Origin of the sequence: Bradyrhizobium sp. SZCCHNS30572 (assembly GCF_032484415.1) — a bacterium.
Classification (GTDB): Bacteria; Pseudomonadota; Alphaproteobacteria; order Rhizobiales; family Xanthobacteraceae; genus Bradyrhizobium.
Window position 1 is genome coordinate 109,048 of the sequence record NZ_JAUESY010000001.1, and the last position, 13,459, is coordinate 122,506.

At 66.2% G+C, this 13,459-nt stretch carries 10 protein-coding genes; 3 read left to right on the top strand and 7 right to left on the bottom strand.

Annotated features, from left to right (window positions below; genetic code table 11):
* Positions 1–18 precede the first annotated feature (18 nt).
* Positions 19–1,131 (bottom strand): TAXI family TRAP transporter solute-binding subunit, encoded by a 1,113-nt coding sequence (locus QX048_RS00480; protein WP_409998662.1) that lies wholly within the window; start codon positions 1,129–1,131, stop codon positions 19–21.
* 340 nt (positions 1,132–1,471) lie between these two features.
* Entirely contained in the window at positions 1,472–2,422 is a 951-nt protein-coding gene (locus QX048_RS00485) for an aldo/keto reductase (RefSeq protein WP_315715410.1), read from the bottom strand.
* A gap of 252 nt (positions 2,423–2,674) precedes the next feature.
* Between QX048_RS00485 and QX048_RS00490 the strand changes: the two genes are divergently transcribed.
* Entirely contained in the window at positions 2,675–3,913 is a 1,239-nt protein-coding gene (locus QX048_RS00490) for an NF038122 family metalloprotease (RefSeq protein ID WP_316169588.1), read from the top strand.
* 216 nt (positions 3,914–4,129) lie between these two features.
* Here the strand turns inward: QX048_RS00490 and QX048_RS00495 are convergent, their stop codons facing one another.
* From QX048_RS00495 to QX048_RS00515, 5 genes are all read right to left on the bottom strand, one after another.
* A complete protein-coding gene (locus QX048_RS00495) occupies positions 4,130–4,345 on the bottom strand; it encodes a hypothetical protein (protein WP_316200356.1) in 216 nt (71 codons plus the stop codon).
* A gap of 38 nt (positions 4,346–4,383) precedes the next feature.
* Positions 4,384–5,571 (bottom strand): TCR/Tet family MFS transporter, encoded by a 1,188-nt coding sequence (locus tag QX048_RS00500; protein ID WP_316200355.1) that lies wholly within the window; start codon positions 5,569–5,571, stop codon positions 4,384–4,386.
* Positions 5,572–6,019: 448 nt separating this feature from the next.
* The gene (locus QX048_RS00505; protein WP_316169585.1) at positions 6,020–8,086 is read right to left on the bottom strand and encodes an acyltransferase family protein; all 2,067 of its coding nucleotides are present in this window, start codon (positions 8,084–8,086) and stop codon (positions 6,020–6,022) included.
* 1,004 nt (positions 8,087–9,090) lie between these two features.
* Positions 9,091–11,115: a YgiQ family radical SAM protein gene (locus QX048_RS00510; protein ID WP_316169584.1), complete on the bottom strand. Its 2,025-nt coding sequence runs from the start codon at positions 11,113–11,115 to the stop codon at positions 9,091–9,093.
* Between the two features lie 132 nt (positions 11,116–11,247).
* Positions 11,248–11,934, bottom strand: a complete 687-nt coding sequence (locus QX048_RS00515; protein ID WP_316169583.1) for a hypothetical protein — start codon at positions 11,932–11,934, stop codon at positions 11,248–11,250.
* A gap of 106 nt (positions 11,935–12,040) precedes the next feature.
* Here QX048_RS00515 and QX048_RS00520 point away from each other — a divergent pair, with 106 nt between their 5' ends.
* Positions 12,041–12,733 (top strand): HAD-IA family hydrolase, encoded by a 693-nt coding sequence (locus tag QX048_RS00520; protein ID WP_316167295.1) that lies wholly within the window; start codon positions 12,041–12,043, stop codon positions 12,731–12,733.
* A 149-nt stretch (positions 12,734–12,882) separates the two neighbouring features.
* Positions 12,883–13,347: a hypothetical protein gene (locus QX048_RS00525; protein ID WP_316169582.1), complete on the top strand. Its 465-nt coding sequence runs from the start codon at positions 12,883–12,885 to the stop codon at positions 13,345–13,347.
* The last annotated feature ends 112 nt before the right edge of the window (positions 13,348–13,459 follow it).

A 13,459-nucleotide genomic window follows, 5' to 3' on the forward strand; every position in this document is an offset into this window, starting at 1 on the left:
GTTTCCGGCGGCCCGCGCTCAGCGCGGCTCCCTGCTCCGCTGCCACTTCAGGAAGTCGCTGTAGAGTCGCGCGGCCTCGTCCGGCGACATCCTCGCCTGCGCCTTGCGCTCGTCGAGAAACTTGCGGAATTCGGCCGGGTTGGCATCCTGGCCCGGCGACTGCATGGCGCGAGCGCCATCGAGCCATTCCTGCGCCGCCTTGAAGCGGACCAGGCCCTGCACCGGCGCCGACAGCACGGTATCGCGCCATTTCGGATGCCGCGGCGGCGATTGCAGCACCTGGATCTTGCCGAACAGCGCGTCGACGAACCGCGCCGTACGGCGATAGCGCTCGCTGTTCTCCGGCCAATTGTAGACCATCAGCACGGTCGAGGCGGCGACGGTCTCGACCTTGGTGCCCGGCGGCACCAGGTTCGGATATTCCTCGGACGAGAACGACGACGGCAGATAGATGTCCTGCAGCGCGTGGTCATAGGGGACCGTCAAGAGGTGCAGCCGGCCGCCCTCGTTCTTGATGCCCTTGATGATCGGCGCGTCCTTCGACACCGATGCGATCCAGGCATCGCCCTGGCCGTCGATCAGCTTCTGCAGCCCGCCGGTCGGATCGGTCTGGGAGTCGATGTCGGCGCGAATGCCGAGCCGGCGGAAGATCGTGCGCGCCGCCGGCAGGCCGATCGAGCGCTCGGCGAACACCCGCCGTCCATTGAGATCCTCCAGCGAGCGGATCTCGCGCCGCGCGACGATGTGGACGTCGTTGTGGAAGAGCTGCGCGATGTAGCGCACGCGCTGGGCGATGTCTGGAATGTTGTATTCCGTCTTCACGAATTCCAGCGCGTCGGTGGTGACGAAGCCCATGTCGATGTTCTTCAACATGATGATGTCGATGAGGTTCTGCGCCGAGCCCCTGCCGAGGATCGGCAGCACGCGCAGGCTCTCGCCCTCGTCGAGCACCGCGGCCATGTCGGAGCCCATGACCGACATCGGCCCGCCGATCGGCGCGGTGATCACGGTGACGGTGCCGGAGTTCAGCGCCTCGCGGTCCGGCAGCGTACCGACGGCGCCGCCGGTGGGCGGGCGCTGCGGCAATTGCTGCGCTCGGGCGCTGCCAGACAGCGCCACGAGGGATGACAGAACACATGCAAATAGGAATGCGCCAACAGTTACGCGCGCGACACGATTCACCGAACGCTTCCTCGATACATTCTAAATGGACAGTGGACTTAGCAGTTCGATCCCGGCCGAAGTTTGGCCGTGAGGTGGCGATCCGCGAGATGCTGCAAAGTCGCCCGGCCCGCTTCACCGCTGTGCTGAAAATGCGGTGCAGGAGCGTGATCGAGTGTTGCGATCGGGGACCGGCGCTGAGCGCGCCGAATCCTCGATCACAGGCCGTGTTCGGTGGAGAACGACCGTCCTGCGTGCGTGTCGAAACGTCGCACGCCTGGCGCTGAATGGTGGCGCCGCGCGCCGGCGCTCACGCGCTCGCCGCGTCGAGCCGCGCGACCTGGTCCGCGGTCAGCGCGAGCTCCGTCGCCGCCACCAGCGTGTCGACGTGCTCGGGCCTGGTGGCGCTGGCGATCGGCGCCGTCACCGAGGGCTTGGCCAGCAGCCACGCCAGCGCGATCGAGGCCTGCTGCGCTCCGGTCTCCCTTGCGACCGCGTCCAGCGCGGCGAGGATGCGCATGCCGCGCTCGTTCATGTATTTCGGGATGCCGCGCTGTCCGCGCGGGCTCTTGCCGAAATCGGCCTCCGAGCGATACTTGCCGGTGAGGAAGCCGGCGGCCAGCGAGAAGAAGGTGATGACGCCGACGCCGTAGTTCTCGCAGACGCGTTGCAGCGCGCCTTCGTAGGATGCGCGCTCGGCGAGGCTGTATTCCGGCTGCAGGCTCTCATAGCGCGGCAAGCCGCTCTTCGCCGACAGCTCGAGCGCGGCCTGCAGCCGCTCCGCCGAGAAGTTCGAGGCGCCGATGACCCGCACCTTGCCGGCCTTGATCAGCCTGTCATAGGCCGCCAGCGTCTCCTCCTGCGGCGTCGTCTCGTCGTCCTTGTGCGATTGATAGAGATCGATCACGTCGGTCTGCAGCCGGCGCAGGCTGTCCTCCACCGCGCGCGCGATGTAGTCGGCCTTCAGCCCGACCTTGCCGTCGCCCATGTCCATGCCGACCTTGGTGGCGAGGATGACACGATCGCGATTGCCGCGCAGCTTCATCCATTTGCCGATGATGGTCTCGGACTCGCCGCCGCTGTGGCCGGGCACCCAGCGCGAATAGACGTCCGCCGTGTCGAGGAAGTTGATCCCGGACTCCAGCACCTTGTCGAGCAGGCGGAACGAGGCCGCCTCGTCCACCGTCCAGCCGAACACGTTGCAGCCGAAGCAGAGGGGCGGAACGTTGAGGCCGGAACGGCCGAGCGGGCGCATCTTCATGGGAGGCTCTCGATCTGAATGATGTTGGCTGCATCCGTCGCGGACGCCTGCCGCAGATTGCCGTCATTCGTCGCGCGAGACCAGCGCGGCAGGAGCATGGCGGGCCCGCCCGGCCGCATCCAAACCGTGGCACGGCTGCCCCGAAGTGGGTCCGGCAGCGTCAGACTTTTCACTCACTTGCCGATGATGGTCGCAGCCTGCGAACGCCTCGCAGCTGGAGACGCGGGGGGCCATGATCAAGGAGTCCGTCTGATGAACACGCTGACCCATGACCAGCTCGGGCTGAGCTCAGATGGCCTCATGATGCCCGATCCGGCCGCGGCGGCGAAGAACACGACGACCAATATGGCTGCGGCTGCCTCGCATGTCGTGCTGCCGCCCGGCGCGGTGTCGGATCCGCTGGTGCACGCCGATGGCTCCGAGACCGTCTCGGTTCACACCGGCGGTCTCACCTTCAACCTCACCTTCGATGCCGCCGCTGCGGCCGCGCCTGAAAGCTTCCGCGCCGGCGTCGAGCAGGCGGCGGCGATCCTGTCCTCGGCGATCACCGATCAGGCCACGGTCAACCTCGCGATCGATTTCGCCGGCACCGGCGGCGGTGCCGGCGCCAATGTCTCCAATGGCGTGTTCGCCAGCTACGCGCAGCTCCGAACCGATCTGCAGGACCACGCGGCGGCCGGCGACACGGTGTTCGACAACCTGCCGACGGGGCGGGCAGTGCAGGGCCATTCCCAGGTGTTCGTCGCCAACGCCCAGGCCAAGGTGCTCGGGCTCATCGATCCAAACAGCACGACGACGGAGGACGGCTTCGCCGTCTTCAACACCGACATCCCGACGCAGTCGCTGGTCGGCGTCGCGCTGCACGAACTGTCGCATGCGCTGGGACGGGTGCCGTCGCCGGGCAATCTCGACATCTTCGACCTGTTCGACTTCACCAAGCCGGGGCAGCATCTGATCAACAACAGCATCAGCTCGGCGCCTCCCGCGTATTTCTCGCTCGACGGCGGGCTCACCAAGATCGCCGATTACGGTCAGATGTCGGACCCGGCCGACTTCCTCAACACCGGCATCCAGGGCGCCCGCGATCCCTTGAACGAATTCTACAATCCGACCACGTCGCAGACGCTGTCGCCGATCGATCTCGTGGTGCTGGAGACGCTCGGCTACAATATCTCGACTCCCGACACGCAGGCCCTGCTCGCCCAGATCCCGCACGCCGCCGGGGTCGCCGCACCGGTGCAGACTCCGCAGCAGGCCGTCGCGATCGCCTCCGCGGTGGCCGCCGAGACGGCCGCCAGCCTCACCAAGCTGGGTGATGCCGCCGGCGCCGCGCAGGTGCTGGCGAATGCCCAGGCCGACGCTGCTGCGCTGAATGGCGCCGATGCCGGCGCGAACCATGACCACGCAACGGCCTATGCGTCCTATTCCGCCGAGCCGCACCACGATCCGATGATGCTCGCGATGCATCTGCACGCGATCAGTGCGAACTGAGGCGGTCGCTACCAGCAGAGGATTGATTGGGCGCGAGAAGGCCATCGCGTAGTCGATCTAAGTCATGCCCGCCATTTCATCGTCGTCATGGCCGGGCTTGCCCCGGCCATCTCCGTCGCACTCGCCTGAACTGAAAGGCGTGATGTAGCCAGGCGATCGGGCGGATCGGAGGTGCGGTCTGCTCACGATCGATCGCCATGTGTCCGACGCGACAGGTCAGGATCGCTCGCGGCCGCGTTGTCGGTCGAGCTTGCGCAGATAGCTGAGGCCGCAGACGGTCAGCCGGCCGGGATCATGCACGCCTTGTTCGGCCAGTCCGCGGATATGCCGCGCCAGGGCGCGCCGCGCTCCCTGGTCCAGATCGTGTCTGGCTACGCGACGATAGATCTGCATCGCTCGAACGAGCGGCTTTGCGAGTTCGATCTCAGGCATCCGGGCCAACGGGCGGCGACGGCGATGGTTCCGACGCATCAGGGCGCAGACGCCGGCTTGGCCGGGCGCAGCGTGACGACGACGGGAATGGCGATCGCGTAGATGGCGACGACCGACAGCCAGATCGCTCCGGGCCATTCGTCCCTGACGGCGAAGTACAGGCTCGAGAAGCCGAGCGGCGCAACGATCGAGGCGAGGCTGACCGTGGCGGCGAGCACGCCCTGGAACTGGCCCTGCAAATGTGCGTCGACCTGACGGGTGGCGATCGACTGCAGGGCCGGCATGCCCATGCCGCCGAGCGCGAACAGCGGCATCGCGCCAAACACCATCCAGCTCTGGTTGGCGAACGCCATGGCGGTGAGGGCCGTGCAGACACAGGTCACTCCGGTCAGGATGGCGCCGCGCTCGGTCAGCAATCTCACGGCCGGACCGGGAAGGAATATTTGGGCCAGCATCTGGCACACCCCGAAGGTGCCGAGCGACAGGCCGATCCAAAGACCGCTCCAGTGGAAGGTGTCGCCGCCCCACAGCGCCCAGCAGACGCCATAGGCCTCGCCGGTCGCGCTGAACAGGAAGAAGAGGAGAACGACCGGCAGCAGGCTCTTGACGGCGAACACCCAGCGCAGTGGCCGCAGCGGGTTCAGAACTGCGATCTCGATCTTGCCTGGGTCCGGTGGTCGCGATTCCGGCAGCATCAGCAACGCCAGCAGGACGTTGCATCCGTTCAATGCCGCCGCCACGACGAACGGCAGCCGCAGCCAATGGTCGCCGAGCGCGCCGCCGAGCACGGGCCCGATGATGAATCCCATGCCGAACATCGCATTGAGGAGGCCGAAGCGGCGGGCCCGCTGGTCCTCGCGCGAGACGTCGGTGATGTAGGCCGTGGCCACCGAGACGTTGGCGCTGGTGACGCCGGCGATGGCGCGGCCGAGCAGGAGCATCCAGAGATCGGGCGCAGCGGCCAGGAACAGGTAGTTGACGATGGCGCCGGCCAGCGAGACCAGCAGCAGCGGGCGCCGGCCGAGCCGATCGCTCAGCGAGCCCAGCACCGGGGCGCAGATGAACTGCATCGCGGCGTAGAGCGCCGTCATGACGCCGAGAAGGAACGCCACGTCGCCGGTGTGGGTCACGTCGTGCAGCAGCGCCGGCAGGATCGGAAAGATCAGCCCGATGCCGGCGGCATCGAGCACGATGGTGAGATAGATGACGGCAACAGCCCTGGTCATGGCGCGCTCCGGTCCACGCGAGCCGATGGCGCAAACACGCGCAACCGCTCGCTGGAGCCTGACGATCCGTCAGGCGATTGATGTGTGGGAGACGCTGGGCCGCTCCATGCCAGAAAGGCAGATGGACGGCTTGTACTCGGCCGCAGGCAACGGCCGCTTTTCGCGACAGGCGCCGTCTATACGTGACGAGCGGCCGGCGCAAGCCGCTTTTTCCGAACGACGATCGGCGCATTCAATGCATATTCATCGATCCATCGCCGGAGCTCCGCCTCAATCTGCAGACCGACTACGACGTCCGCGAGGCGCGATCTCGGCAAGATTCTCGATCGCATCGAGCCGGTGAACAAGCCGCGGGCGGTTTTGAGCGGACAGGTCGGGCGATGGCAGGCGGACGTGGATGGGCTGCGCGGGACGTCTCGTGATCCGCCCCCGGCAATGCGCCGTATCTTCACTGCACTCCTGGCCGGTCATCGAGAGTCCCCGTCCTGCCACCGTGCGGCTGCGCGTCGTCACGCGTCCTCGGCTGGACGTCGCGTTGGATCAACGGGGTGAGCAGGTGCTCGGCGAGGTAGAGGGACGCAAGCGGTCGCAGGTGCGCATTATCGAAGCTCACGAGACCCTCGCGCCGGTTGCGATCGAGATAGATGAGGCAGCCTTCTCGATTGCAGAAGAAGTCATGAAGGCTCTGGTACTCGAACGGTTCGTTGGCCTGGAGCTCGTCTCGAAATGCCTTGTCGATGCCAAGCGCATGCTGGTCGAGGTGCGTCGAGATTCGTGCCGGTGTGAACTGCCAATAGTGCTGCATGACCACCTTGAAGAGGAACGGTTCCCAATGAGGCGCCAGTCCGAGCACGATCACCCGTTTCACACCGATCCGTTTGATGTCCCGAGACACCTCGCGCAGGTACTCCGTATCGAAGGAATTGTTGAATGAGATGACCACGACATCAGGAACGACCTCTTTGATTGTCGACAGCGCAAAGGAGTTGGACATCTCGCAGTAGTCGGTCGTCAGTCTGGTCAGATCGATCGGGTGTGGACGGCACCCCGACGCATAAACGAGCAGCAGGGACGTATCGGACGGAAGCGTCTTCCGTAAGCCATGGAAGAGATGCGCCGAATGAGAGTCGCCCCAGAGCAGCACCGCTCTGCGAGAGTGGCTGGTGTAGCAGTCCGGGCTGATGCCGTCCCGAGGGACGCGCGTGGGAAGCGCACTCTCGAAGTTGTAGAAGTTGCATTGGTTCTGGTTGATTTCCACCAGCTCTTCCCGAGCCGGCGACACGCCCGTGCGGAATGAATCGAAATAGGCCGCGTAGCTGTTCAGATCGCCCGGCTTGAAGGTCCAGCCGTAGGTCATGGTCAGGGCGCCGATTCCTGCGAGCGCCGCCGAGGCACCGCAGAGCAGTTGGACCGACCGCAAGGGCGATTGCCCAAACCGGATCGGACGTTCCAGAAATCGATAGGTGATCCAGGCCAAACCGGCGCTCAGCGCGATGACGCCGGATCGAAGCGGTGCGGAGCCTGCCTCGCCCATCCAGGCGCGAGTCAGGACGAGCAGAGGCCAATGCCAGAGATAGAGCGGGTAGCTGATCAGCCCGATTCCAACCAGGAAAGGATGCGAGAGAATGCGTCGAGCGACCCAGCTATACGGCCCGGCGCCGACGAGCATGCAGGTCGCTGCGACAGGCAGCAGTGCTGCCCACCCGGGAAATGGCGTATTTCTCGAAATCAGGATCAGGCTCGCCGCCAACAGGACTATTCCCGACGCCGCGAGCCGATCGGAAATGGGTGATCGATTCCCCGCGTCAGGGACAGCGCCGAAGAGCGGCCTGGTGTATGGGGACGACGCGATCGCCAGCAGGCCGCCTGCAAACAGCTCCCATGCGCGCGTGAGCGGGGAGTAGAAGGCCTCGGTCGGGCTGGTGCCCATGGCTTTGATATTCAGCAGAAATGACCCGACGAGCAGCAGCCCCACGAGGTACGGCAGGGCGCGCTTCCTCGTCCGCCAGCACAGCCACAGCAGCAGCGGCCAGAGGATGTAATATTGCTCTTCGATGCCCAGCGACCAGAGGTGAAGCAGCGGCTTCGTTTCCGCGGCCAGGTCGAAATAGTTGGCCTCCTTCCAGAACAGCAGGTTCGCGGCAAATCCGGAGCTCGCCGCAACTTGCTTGCCGAGCTCCTTGTATTCGTCGGTGTACAGAAGAAAGCATCCGAGTAGGAGGGCGGCGAAAAGAACCACGATGAGGGCAGGGAAGATGCGCTTGACGCGACGAGCGTAGAAGGTCCGAACACGAAATGATCCGTTCGCCAGATCCGCAACGATGATCGAGGTGATCAAGAATCCGGATATGACGAAGAAGATGTCGACTCCTATGAAGCCGCCGCGAAGCACATGCGGAAAGGCGTGGAACACGACGACGGACATGACTGCGACAGCTCTCAGTCCGTCGATATCCGGCCTGTAGGCCGTGCCGACCACGGGAACCGGTTTCGAGCCGGCCACTGGCGCGTGCATGTGCGCTCTCTCCCCAAAAGAACGTTCGGCTTCCAATCGTCCTGGCTGCAATCAAACTCGCGAAAATGTCTGTTGTACAATTATGGCGGACAGTGCGGGGCAAACGCAATCATGAATGAGCGTCGTAAGGAGGTGGTCGCCATCGGTGGCGAACGTCGGCCCGTCCGTGCTCATCAGTTCTCTGTCGGCCCGACGGGCAATTCCCGCATCCCCGTCATGCGCAGATTGCCCGTCGAGCCAGTTTGTCGCAGGCTGTTCGGCTTGCATCGTCGGGCAAATCAGAACGATGTTTCCGGCCATCCCGCTCGCGATGAAGAGGGACGTTTCGGCCGATCGTCACGGAGCGTAGCAGCGGGGAGCGGTGGACGTGTCGGGCTCGGGGCTTTCGCGCAAGCGGGCCGACGAATAAGCCTGGTGCGTACGGTCAAGTCGCGTGGTCCTGGCCTCCCGATGCTGAGGTCAAGCCGGTCGATGATGCGTCAGACGCGTCTCGCCGGTGATGGGGGCAAGACAGCCCGGTCCCCAGGGAGATCGCGAAGCAGCCGTTAAAACCAGCGCGCGGGGAAGGCCGGGTCGTCCGGCTGGACTCGTGGTACCTGCCGCCTGCATTTTTTTCTGCAGGCGGGCCACGGGCCTCAGTCGAGGTCCGGTCTTCCCCGCGCCCTCTCGTTTGTCGAGGGCTTTGTCGGCAGCATGACCTGGGCGCGAATGGCGTCGCGGGGCTGCGGTGGGCTGTTTGGGAAGATCGTGGAGTGGACGGAGGCGGAGGTGCACGCATTAAGCGATGCGCATCACGCCTGTGAGTTGGAACGGCCTCACGACAAACTCGATGTCGTCCCGGCCCTGAGCCGGGACCCATAACCACCGGCGGAGGTGTGAGGCAGGCAAGTGGCTCAGGGCGCGCCCAACACGTCTCCCTGTGGTTATGGGTCCCGGGTCAAGCCCGGGACGACAGCGGAGAGGATGTTAGGGCGGGACTCCATGACAAGGCCGCGACCTACCAACTACTTCATGATCTTCACGCCCTTGGTCGTGAACCGCTGCGGTCGCTGCTCCCGGCGCACCGGCCGCCGTGTCGTTGCGGCCTTGCCGGTGCCCGGCGGCTGATGCGCCGGCACCAGTTGCTCGGGGCGCGAGCCGATCAGGTCGGCGCGGCCCATCGCGCGCAGCGCGTCGCGCAGCACCGGCCAGTTGTCCGGATCGTGATAGCGCAGGAATGCCTTGTGCAGCCTTCGCTGCCGCAGGCCCTTGATGGCTTCGACCTTGTCACTGCCGCCGTGACGCACGCCGCGCAACGGATTGACACCAGTGTGATACATCGCCGTTGCGGTCGCCATCGGCGACGGCAGGAAGGTCTGGACCTGATCGGCGCGGTAGCGGTTCTTCTTCAGCCACAGCGCGAGGTTCATCATGTCCTCGTCGCTGGTGCCCGGATGAGCCGCGATGAAATACGGGATCAGATAGTACTTCTTGCCGGCCTCCTTGGCGGCGGCGTCGAACATCTGCTTGAAGCGGTCATAGCTGCCGATGCCCGGCTTCATCATCTTGTCGAGCGGGCCGCGCTCGGTATGCTCCGGCGCGATCTTCAGATAGCCGCCGACGTGATGCGTGACCAGCTCCTTGATGTAGGCCGGGCTCTCGACCGCGAGGTCGTAGCGCACGCCGGAGGCGACCATCACGCGCTTGACGCCCTTGACCTCGCGCACCTTGCGATAGAGCCGGATGAGGTCGTCATGCGAGGTGTTGAGGTTCGGGCAGATCTCCGGAAACACGCAGCTTGGCCGGCGGCACGCAGCCTCGACCTTCGGATCCTTGCAGGCCATCCGGTACATGTTGGCGGTCGGGCCGCCGATGTCGGAGATCACGCCGGTGAAGCCCGGCGTCTTGTCGCGGATGCGCTCGATCTCCTGCAAAATCGAGCCTTCCGAGCGGCTCTGGATGATGCGGCCCTCATGCTCGGTGATCGAGCAGAAGGTGCAGCCGCCGAAGCAGCCGCGCATGATCGTCACCGAGAACTTGATCATGTCCCAGGCCGGGATCTTGGCGTCGCCATAGGACGGATGCGGCGCGCGGGCATAGGGCAGATCGTAGACGCTATCCATCTCCGCCATGGTCAGCGGGATCGGCGGCGGGTTGAGCCAGAGGTCGCGGTCGCCATGACGCTGCACCAGGGGACGCGCATTGCCCGGATTGCTCTCCCGGTGCAGCACGCGCGAGGCGCGGGCATAGGCTTCCTTGTCGGCCTCGACCTGCTCGCAGGACGGCAGCCGGATAACCACGTCGCCCTTCTCGCGCGCAGCGCCTTCGTCGGCGGAGTCGAGATCGTCGGCGTGAAGCTCGACGTAGCCCTCAGGGACTTTGCGGAACAGCGCGGTGCCGCGCACCGACTGGATGTCCTTCGGCGCTTCGCCGCCGGCGATGCGGTGCGCGACCTCGATCACGGCGCGCTCGGCATTGCCGTAGATCAGGATGTCGGCCTTGGCGTCGGCCAGCACCGAGCGGCGAACCTTGTCGGACCAGTAGTCGTAATGCGCGATCCGGCGCAGCGAGGCCTCGATGCCGCCGAGCACGACGGGCACGTCCTTGAATGCCTCGCGGCAGCGCTGCGCATAGACCAGCGTGCAGCGGTCCGGCCGCCTGCCGCCTTCGCCATTGGGCGTATAGGCGTCGTCGCTGCGGATGCGGCGATCGGCCGTGTAGCGGTTGACCATGGAATCCATGTTGCCGCCGGTGACGCCGAAGAACACGCGCGGCCTACCGAGCGCCTTGAACGGCTCGGCGGAGTGCCAGTCGGGCTGCGAGATGATGCCGACGCGAAAGCCCTGGGCCTCGAGCAGCCGGCCGATGATCGCCATGCCGAAGGAAGGATGGTCGACATAGGCGTCGCCGGTCACCAGCACGATGTCGCAGGCGTCCCAGCCGAGCGCATCCATCTCCTTGCGGCTCATCGGCAGGAACGGCGCAGGCTTGAGGTCCGCGCGGTGGCGCGGCCAGGAACTCAGCGGTGGGGCGGTGAGGGCGATGTTCATCGCCCACGCATAGAGCCGCGGCGCTGCGAGTTCAACCGAAGCCCCGGTCGCAGGCGAGGGCAGGTGGTCAATTTGTCCGGAATGGTTCCCGCGGCGTTGCGCGGCCGACCTGACGTCGCAGTTCCTGCCGTCTCAGTTGAGGTGATGCGAGGCGCCGTTGCGGCGCTTGAGCCAGCCATGGCCGAAATAGGCCAGCAGCGCGGCTGCAGCGAGCATGATCCACATCGAGGGCATCTTCGAGCGCGGGCTGCCGCCGGCCTCGCCGACCGTGACGGGCGCCATGCCGGGCTCGGTCATCGACACCAGCCGCAGGCCGGCGGCGTCGGTCGCGCGCCGCATGTCGGCGATGGCGGAGTGGGGCAGCGGGTCGGCGGCGAACAGCCGACCTGTCGCCGGCGCGTCGGACGCGGCGAGGTCGCTCGGCGGCGGCTCCATCGAAGACTGCGCGGCCTGGGTGCCGGAGGGCAGCTGCGCAAAGGAGTTCAGGTTCGCCGGCCGATGCGGCTTCGGCCCATGCTGCGCCATCCGGTCCGGCTTCTCGGCCTTGTCCATCTTCTTCGGCGTCATGCTCTGCGGCACCGCGACCCGCACCTGCGGCCGCGAATAGGACGCGGGCTGGGTGACGGCCAGCATGCGGTCGGACCAGGCCATATAGGCCTTGCAGAGATCGTTGCAGTACTGGCCGTTGACCATGTCGCCGTTGGCGGGGCCGGCCTGCGCGGCGCCGGGCGCGGCAATGCAGATGACGGAGACCAGCGCGGCGGCCGCTCCGAGCCTCGACGATGTCAAAACAGGCAATGCGCTCAACTGGCCGATCATCGCAATTTCCCCCGTCGCGGTTTCACGCCGTTTGAGGAATAACGACAGCTGGTCTGGTCGAGAGTTGGATCAGATCGCGTCAACATCCGGATGAGTTGAGGTCAATTTGCTGATGCGAGGCGTTATCAATAAGGGGCGGGCTTTGCTGTTCGACATCGACGGCACGCTCGCTGATACCGATGCGCTGCATCTGCAGGCCTTCAACGCGGTGTTCGGGCCATATGGTCATGTGTTCGACCGCGCGCGGGCGGCACGCGAACTGCTCGGCCGATCCAATTTGTCGATCTCCGCCCAATTTCTGCCCGATCAGCCGCCCGAGCGGCGCGCGGCGGTCATGGCGCAGAAGGAGGAGGTGTTTCGCAGCCTCGCCGCCGGCGCGGTGCAGCCGCTGCCGGGCCTGATGGCGCTGCTCGATCGGGCCGCGGCGGCGGCGATTCCAGTGGTGGCCGTGACCAACGCGCCGCGGGCCAATGCCGAGCTGATCCTGCACGGGCTCGGCCTGATGGACCGGTTTCGCGCCGTGGTCATCGGCGACGAGCTGCCGCACGGCAAGCCGCACCCGCTGCCCTATCTGGAAGGCCTGCGCGCGATCGATGCCGTGCCGGAACGGTCGGTCGCCTTCGAGGATTCCCGCGCCGGCATCGCGGCGGCGACGGCGGCCGGCATCGCCACCGTCGGCATGCGCACCAATCTCGGTCACGACGAGCTGATCGCGGCCGGCGCGGCGCTGACCGCGGCGGCGTTCGACGACGCCGGCGTGCTGGATCTGGTGATGGCGCGGCTGGGAGGGAGACTGTGAGCGACGCGTCGCCATCCGGCGACAATACCGCCCGCGGCCGAGCTGACATGTCGCTGACATCCGGCAACAGCTTGCGGTCACCGCGCTTGCGCCATGGTGTCGATGAACGCGGCCGCCGGGTTGGCCGTGACGAGATCAAGGTGAGACGCATGCGCAAGTTGTTGATCGCGGCCGGCCCCTCGGAACAGCCGTTCCGGCTGATGTTGCAGGTCGATGACGAGGGATCAGCATCCAATCAGCGCGGCCGTCGCGCCAGCGGAGCCGGGCGAGCCAAGCGCGCCGATGGCCGCGCCAAGCGTTCGGCCCGGCCGTTTCGCTGGGCGCGGCCGTCGCGCGCAATGGCCGCCATCCTTCGCGGCTTGCGGGCGACGCTGCTGGCGCTCTCTCCCGTGGAGATCCGGAGTGATGTGAGCGTACGGCAGGAGGCCTTGCGGGACATGTCGCCGGTTGTGCCGCGGCTCCGCGCCGTCAGCGGCTGCGGAGGAGCGCGCGAGGTCGCCGCCGTGCCGGCCGGCGCGCTCAATGCGATGGTCTGCACTGCGGCCACGCCGCGCCATCACGTCCGGTCGATGGAGACGCCGCGTGCCCAGCGCCGGCGGTTGCGCGCCTGCTGATCGCATCACCGCATGGGTGCCCTGCATGCACCGTCCGTCGCACCTTGCTTGTCCGCAGCCCGATGCCGTGATTGAAACGGACGGTGCGCGCCAGGCTCGCTGTGCTCGCCTC